9 protein-coding genes are annotated in these 6,752 nt (G+C 69.2%); 6 read left to right on the forward strand and 3 right to left on the reverse strand.

Going from position 1 to position 6,752, the window contains the following annotated elements:
* Positions 1 to 396: 396 nt before the first annotated feature.
* From ACIBF8_RS31935 to ACIBF8_RS31945, 3 genes are read right to left on the reverse strand one after another with little or no spacing between them, the layout of a single operon-like run.
* Entirely contained in the window at positions 397 to 1,077 is a 681-nt protein-coding gene (locus tag ACIBF8_RS31935) for a GPP34 family phosphoprotein (protein ID WP_396787633.1), read from the reverse strand.
* Positions 1,074 to 1,793: an ABC transporter permease gene (locus tag ACIBF8_RS31940; RefSeq protein WP_396787634.1), complete on the reverse strand. Its 720-nt coding sequence runs from the start codon at positions 1,791 to 1,793 to the stop codon at positions 1,074 to 1,076. The genes ACIBF8_RS31935 and ACIBF8_RS31940 overlap by 4 nt, the downstream gene beginning before the upstream one ends.
* A 25-nt stretch (positions 1,794 to 1,818) precedes the next feature.
* A complete protein-coding gene (locus ACIBF8_RS31945; RefSeq protein WP_396787635.1) occupies positions 1,819 to 2,700 on the reverse strand; it encodes an ABC transporter ATP-binding protein in 882 nt (293 codons plus the stop codon).
* A 108-nt stretch (positions 2,701 to 2,808) separates the two neighbouring features.
* On the opposite strand from ACIBF8_RS31945, the gene ACIBF8_RS31950 reads away from it, so the two are divergent.
* The 6 genes from ACIBF8_RS31950 to ACIBF8_RS31975 form a co-directional block, all read left to right on the forward strand.
* A complete protein-coding gene (locus ACIBF8_RS31950; protein WP_396787636.1) occupies positions 2,809 to 3,951 on the forward strand; it encodes a sensor histidine kinase in 1,143 nt (380 codons plus the stop codon).
* A complete protein-coding gene (locus tag ACIBF8_RS31955; RefSeq protein WP_396787637.1) occupies positions 3,948 to 4,550 on the forward strand; it encodes a response regulator in 603 nt (200 codons plus the stop codon). Before ACIBF8_RS31950 ends, ACIBF8_RS31955 begins: the two co-directional genes overlap by 4 nt.
* Before the next feature lie 142 nt (positions 4,551 to 4,692).
* Complete coding sequence (locus ACIBF8_RS31960; protein ID WP_396787638.1) at positions 4,693 to 5,589, forward strand: serine hydrolase; 897 nt, start codon at positions 4,693 to 4,695, stop codon at positions 5,587 to 5,589.
* Positions 5,590 to 5,602: 13 nt separating this feature from the next.
* Entirely contained in the window at positions 5,603 to 5,818 is a 216-nt protein-coding gene (locus tag ACIBF8_RS31965; protein WP_396787641.1) for a hypothetical protein, read from the forward strand.
* A gap of 265 nt (positions 5,819 to 6,083) precedes the next feature.
* Positions 6,084 to 6,359, forward strand: coding sequence for a hypothetical protein (locus ACIBF8_RS31970; protein ID WP_396787639.1), 276 nt, complete (start codon positions 6,084 to 6,086; stop codon positions 6,357 to 6,359).
* Between the two features lie 16 nt (positions 6,360 to 6,375).
* A partial coding sequence (locus ACIBF8_RS31975; RefSeq protein WP_396787640.1) for a hypothetical protein occupies positions 6,376 to 6,752 on the forward strand: 377 nt, incomplete at its 3' end.

The following is a 6,752-nucleotide window of genomic DNA, read 5'->3' on the forward strand; positions in this document are numbered from 1 at the left end:
TCGGCGGGGTTCCCAGTGGAAGAGCCGGGTGGCGAGGGTGGCGGCGATGGCGACCCAGGCCAGAGTCGTCCAAGGTGCCGGAGGCCGGCCTCCGGTGTCTCTCGGTGACTTCCACGACAGCGCGGGCGCGGCCGACCCGTCAGTGGCGCCATGCCACGACCACGTGTGACGTGGTGTCACTGGTCGTGGCCCTGGCTGCCGGGTGCCCGACTTCGGCCCCGGCGAATGCGTGCTCTTCGCCGATGCTGAGATCCGAAAGCATTGCTCCGGCGAGAGCGTAAGGAAGCGTTTCTTCACCGGCGACGAGTCCAGCCGTCCCCCGGCCCGGAGGACGGCTGGAGGCGGCGAGCCTGACTCTGGTCGGCGGCACGGTCTGGGAGGCGCTCGTGACGCGAGCTAACTTCGCGGAAGCGCAGTGATGGCCACGATGGCGCTGTTGACGACAGTGGCCGTCACGGTGCGGGTCACGGCTTCCGCCGCGGCGTCGGCACCCCAGTCGCCCTGCTCGAGTTCCTTGGCTCGGCTGATCACCGGTGACGTCCACGGGATTTCGCGGTGGAACTGCGGGAGCGTCCCGCTCGCCGAGAGCAGTGCCGCGAGCGCGGCGACACGGGCTTGCGGCTCCACACCGTCCACGAGGACCTGCCGAACGTCGGCGAGCAGGCGGGCCCGTCGTCCGGTTCTGCCCTCCCGCAGAGCCGTCGTCCGGAACAGGCCGAGCACCTTGCGGGGCTCCTGGTCGATGTCGCCTCGCGCGATGAGCCGCTCCAACGCCGGCCCGCGCAGGGGAGGACCGATCGCGGCCAGTGCCGTCTGCACCCCCCTCGGCTTCTCGGCGAGGTAGTCCCACGCCTGGCGAAGGAGACCATCCGGCGGTGGGTGGCCCGGCACGCTCCTGAGCCGCCCCCGGTCCGCCCCGCTCAGGTGATCGCCGAGGGCGAGGTCCGCGAGGACCGCTCCGCCGAGGACGTAGAAGAGGGTGTTCTCACCAGCGATCGTCCCGGACCGGGGTTGGAACAGAAGAAGCAGGAGATCCTCGACCAGGGTCGGCGCGTCCGACCAGGGTTCGGTGGTCATCGGCGGGGCTCCCAGCGGAAGAGTCGGGTGGCGAGGGCGACGGCGATGACGACCCAGCCGAGTGTGGGCGCGAGCAGGAGCAGGGAGTTGGTCACGGCGACGCCGCCGTTCCAGGCGTTCATGGTCAGTTCGGTGGCCGCGCCGCCGGGCAGCAGCCGCTTGAGCCAGGCGAGGTTCTCGGTGCCGGTGATGCCGACCCAGCTGGCCACGGCGATCACCCCGAGGGTAACGGGCAGGGTGGTCACTTGAGCGTGTTCGGGTGAGTTTGTCAACCCGGCGGTGGCCAGGGCTAGGCCGATCATCATGGCCAGGGTGGCGATGGTCGCGACCACGAGCAGGGCGATGTTCGCCGGGTTTCCGGCGACGATGGCCAGGACAGTCAGGATCGCGGTGACCTGGATCGCCGCGAGGACGACGACGGGCAGCAGCAGCCCGGCGAGGATGCTCGTGTCGCTTGCGGCGGTGGAACGCAGCCGCTTGAGGAAGAGGTTCTGCCGTCGGGACGCCAGGGTGGTGACGGCGGTGGTGTAGAGCCCGAAGGCGGCGATCGTGAACATGACGATCGCGGCGATGTAGCCGAGGCTGCCGATGTCGGCGAAGGACTCGTGCTGGCGGACGAAGAACGCGCTGACGACTACCGGGATGATGAGGCTGGTGATCAGCACCAGCCGGTTGCGGAAGATCTGGATCAGTTCGCTGGACGCGATGGACAACACGGTGAGGGCCTCTCGGAAGAACGAATCAACTGTTGATGGCGCGGAACACGTCGTCGAGCCGGGTCGGCCCGGCCGCCAGGTCACGCAGCTTCACGGCGTGGTCCTGCGCCCAGCCGAGCAGGAGGTGCAGGTCCTTCTGCAGCTCGAAGGACTCGACCACGACCGTCCCGTCGGCGTTGACGACCGCCTGCAGCGGTAGCGGCGGAACCGGCGTGGCGAGGGAGAAGCGGATCACGCCGGGGAGGGTGCGGGTCAGCTCGGAGATGGTGCCCTCGCGGTGCAGGGTGCCCTCGTGCATGAGCCCGATCCGGTCGGCGCGCTGCTGCGCCTCCTCCAGGTAGTGCGTGGTGAGCACGATGGTGGCACCGTTCTCCCGTAGCCGGTCCACGGTCGCCCACACGGCGTCGCGGGACTGAATGTCGAGGCCGGTGGTCGGCTCGTCCAGGAAGAGCAACTCCGGGGTGCCGTAGGCGGCGGTGGCGAAGTCCAGCCGCCGCTTCTCCCCGCCGGACAGCTGCGACACCTTGCGACCGGCTCGACCGGTGAGGTCGACCACGTCGAGCACCCGGGCGACGTCGTCGGTGCGCCGGGTGAGCCGGCCGATCAGGCCGACGGACTCACGGACGGTGAGGTCGGGGGAGAAACCGCTCTCCTGGAGCATAACCCCCATTCTGGGACGTACCGCCCGACGGTCATCGGGACTGCGCCCGAAGACGCGTACGGTGCCCGAGGTCGCCTTCCGGTGTCCCTCGACGACTTCCAGGGTCGAGGTTTTCCCGGCTCCGTTGGTGCCCAGCAGTGCGTAGAGCTCTCCGGGCCGTACTTCGAAGGAGAGGTCCTTCACGGCGTGGAAGTCGCCGTAGGTGAGGTTCAGCCGTTCGACTTCGATGACGGGTGTGATGGACATGCACCCAATGACAGCGCGGGCGGGGCCGGCCCGTCAGTGGCGCCACGTCACCACCGCATGTGACGTGGTGTCACTGGTCGTGGCGTGCGGCTGCCCGATACTGATCTGGTGACCGCCAGCTCACCGCGCTTCACCGAGTCGACGCAGGGAAGGCTGCGCCGGCTCAACCTCGCCACCTCGCTGCCGCCGGTGGTGTTCGCCGCGGTGGTCCTGCTCTACACCGACACGCGTACCTGGTGGCACCTGATCATCCTGGCGCCGGGGGCCGCGGCAGCCCTGGTGGCCTTCGAACGGTGGACCGCCAACGACCTCGCCCGGGTCGTGCTGCCCTGCCTGGTCGTGGCCGCGGTGGTGTGGCCACTGGGAGTTCTGGTCAGCGGCAGCCCCAACGCCTACTGGGGGTTCTGCGCGGTGGGCTCCCTTGTCATGCGCGAGGTGCGACGGCACCGGAAGCTGGTGCTGGCCGGGCTGTTCAGCTATGTCGCGGCGGTCGGCGCGGCGCGGTTGCTGGTGCAGCGGGACGACATCGGTGACGTCCTGGCAACCTACGTTCTCATCCCGACCGTCCTGACCATTCTCGTGACGGTCTTCACCATTGTGGGCGAGCGGTTCTTCGACCTCATCCGCGAGCTCGAACAGACCCGGGAACGTGAGGCGGAACTGGCCGTGGTCCGGGAGCGCGTGCGGTTCGCCAGCGACCTGCACGACATCCAGGGCCACACCCTGCACGTGGTCAAGTTGAAGATCGCCCTGGCCCAGCGACTGCTGCTCCGGGACACCGCCCGGGTGGAGCAGGAGCTGCGGGAGACGTACGCGCTGGTCAGCGACACCATCGCGCAGACCAAGGAACTCGCCTACGCACAACGACGGCTCAACCTCACTGCGGAGATCGAGAACGCGAAGAACCTGTTCGAGGCCGCCGGCATCCGGGTCCGGGTGACCCGGGAGGCCGAGGTCGACACCCGCGCCAGCGAACTGCTCGGCCAGGTGCTGCGCGAGACGACCACGAACATCCTGCGGCACGCGCAGGCCAGACAGGTGCAGATCACCCTCTCCGAGTCGGGCATCACCATCGTCAACGACGGGGTGAGCGCCACCGCGCCCCCGCAGCTGCGCGGGCTGGCCGCGCTGCGGCAACGGGTGGCGGGCGACGGAGGCGAGCTGACCGTGCAACAGCAGCAGGGGACCTTCCGGACGGCGGCGACGTTCCCCGCCGCGCGTGCCGACACGGAGCGGGGTGACGGCCGATGACCACCATCGTGCTCGCCGACGACGAGGCGCTGCTGCGCACCGCTCTGGCCGCGCTGCTGCCGCTGGAGGGCGACGTCACCGTTCTCGCCGAGGCGTCCGACGGCGAGACGGCGGTCGAGGCCACCCTGCGGCACGAGCCCGACGTGCTGGTCATCGACCTGGAGATGCCGGGCGTGGACGGTCTCGGCGCGGTCGCCGCGATCCGCCGTACGCGCCCGGAACAGGTCGTCCTGATGCTGACCCGGCACGCCCGCCCTGGCGTGCTGCGGAAGGCGCTGAAGCTCGGTGTTCAGGGCTTCGTCAGCAAATCCGCCGAGCCGGCGCACATCTCCTCGGTCATCGCCACCCTGCACGCGGGCAAACGCTGGATCGACCCGGACGTGTCCGCGCTCGCCGTCACCGAGGACAACCCCCTCACCGACCGTGAAGCCGACGTCCTGCGGGTCACCAGCGAGGGCTACTCGGTCGCCGACATCGCGACCCGGCTCCACCTCGCCCAGGGCACCGTGCGCAACTACCTCTCCAACGCGATGCGCAAGACCCAGACCCGGACCCGCCACGAAGCCGCCCGCTACGCCCGCGAACACGACTGGCTGTGACCAGCGGGTGACCATGTCACATCAGCATGGACACCGCCGTATCCGTCTTCGACCGCATGCCGGATCCCTGCCACTGTCGAGTCCTGTCCGACCGGCGCGCCCGCGTCGGACCCACGGCACCGACAAGGAGCGATCATGATTCGTGCGACACACCGTCTGGTGGCCGCGGCGGCAGTGGTGTCACTCGCCGCTTGCGGCCCTGCCGATGCCGCCGAGCAACCGGCCGGCGACCCCACGGCGACGGCCACCGCGTCCACCGCCGCCGACCCGAGCCCCGAGTTTCCGGCAGCTGGAGAAGAGGTTCGGCGCACGGCTGGGGGTCTACGCGATCGACACCGGCAACGGTCGCACGGTGCGGTACCGGGCCGACGAGCGGTTCGCGTACGCGTCGACGTTCAAGGCGTTGGCCGTCGCCGAGGTCCTCGACGAGACCACCGACAGCGAGCTGGACCGGGTGGTGCGGTACTCGGCGGACGACCTGGTGACCTACTCGCCGATCACGGAGCAGCACGTCACCGAGGGCATGACGCTGCGATCGCCGACGCGGCCGTGCGGTACAGCGACAACACCGCCGGCAACCTGCTGTTGCGCCAGCTCGGCGGACCGCAGAAGTTCGAGAAGGAACTGCGCGAGATGGGGGGACAGGGTCACCGATCCGGCGCGCTACGAGACCGAACTCAACGAGGCGAGGCCGGGTGATCGGCGGGACACCAGCACCGCGGCGGCCCTGGCCGAGGATCTGCGGGCGTACGCCGTGGGAGACGCCCTCGAACCGGCGGACCGCGACGTGCTCAACGGTTGGTTGCGGGGCAACACCACCGGTGGTGAGCTGATCCGCGCCGGTGTACCCGAAGGCTGGGTCGTGGGGGACAAGACCGGTGCCGGCGGCTACGGCACCCGCAACGACATCGCGGTGATCTGGCCTCCGAACCGCGCGCCGATCGTCCTCGCGGTGCTGTCCAGCCGCGACCAGAAGGACGCCGACTACGACGACGCCCTGATCGCCCAGGCGGCCGAGGTCGCCATCACCGCGTTGTGACGGCGTGTCGGGCATGCGTAGGCACACAGTCCTGAACAACACCCTGTCGCTGATCGTCTGCGGCCTGTTGGTCGGCGCCGTGGTCGCGGCGGCCGCCTTCCCTCCGTTGGCGCTGTCCGGCATGGGCGCGAAGGAAGGCGCGGAGGCGTTCGGCGCCACCGCGTACGACCGGGAGCGGCGGCTACCGGGTGGTCACCACCCTCGACGTCCAGGCGCAGCGCGGTGGTGAGGATGCGAACGAGCGGGAAGGGTCTAGCCGTCCTTAGCGGCGCCGTCGTGGTGGGTCTCGGTGCGCTGGGGGTATGGCAAAGGAGGCCGCTCGCCGACGACGAGGTCGTCCCGTCCTGTGGCGATCTGGCTGGCGGATTCGCGCGCACGGTCCCGGGTTCGTGGACCCTTACTCGTGCCGAGCCGAATCGTGAGTCGGGCGATTACCTGGTTCGGTCGAGTTCGGTTTCCGATCCGCGGATCAGGCGTACTCGGGAGCGGTCGTTGTGAGTCTCATCGCCGATAACGACGAAGCCGCCCTGCGCAAGAAAGCGACCGGCGGTCCCTGCCGCGGCGATGCTATTCCCAACCCCAGTGCCAGCAAGTACCAAATGGAAGCCATGGCCGAACTCATCAAGATCGACGAGCAAGAACGCAAGGAACGCCCCGACCTCGGCACCCGCGGCCACGACACCACGCCGTTCCCGCAACCCAAGGTTGGGCAAAACGCCTGGTCAGACCCCATTAACTGGGCCCCACGGCCCAGCAAGCCTGCCGCCTGAAGCGAACCAAGGGCGCGTGGGTCAGCGGCTGCACGACCACGGCGTGGACATGCTCGACGAGGTCGCCGACAACCCAGGAAACCTCGACCTGAACACCGAGTACCTCAACGTGCCCAACGGGCCGCGTGATCAGCGTCCGCTACTGCTACCACCGCTCATCGTCGACAGCGCAGCCCACTCTTCGCTCGCTGACCATCTACCGATCGGCCTGATCGGCCGACGTTCCGCTCCTACAGCTCGGAGCCGCGACGCCGTTGCCTGCGTCGTTCCCCGGTCAGGACCTCGAAAACACCCCCTCACTGGGCGTTTTGATCTTGTCTGCCTGCGATTGGCGGCATTCGGTCCGCCGAATGCCAGGCCAGCAGAGCGGCCGACTCATGGTCTATCGACACT

Origin of the sequence: Micromonospora sp. NPDC050276 (assembly GCF_044459545.1) — a bacterium.
Taxonomy (GTDB): Bacteria; Actinomycetota; Actinomycetes; order Mycobacteriales; family Micromonosporaceae; genus Micromonospora.

Excerpts from the sequence above, each read along its gene's own strand:
- ACIBF8_RS31935 (WP_396787633.1), bottom strand. The coding sequence starts at position 1,077 with ATGACCACCGAACCCTGGTCGGACGCGCCGACCCTGGTCGAGGATCTC.
- ACIBF8_RS31945 (WP_396787635.1), bottom strand. The coding sequence starts at position 2,700 with ATGTCCATCACACCCGTCATCGAAGTCGAACGGCTGAACCTCACCTAC.
- ACIBF8_RS31955 (WP_396787637.1), top strand. The coding sequence starts at position 3,948 with ATGACCACCATCGTGCTCGCCGACGACGAGGCGCTGCTGCGCACCGCT.
- ACIBF8_RS31965 (WP_396787641.1), top strand. The coding sequence starts at position 5,603 with ATGCGTAGGCACACAGTCCTGAACAACACCCTGTCGCTGATCGTCTGC.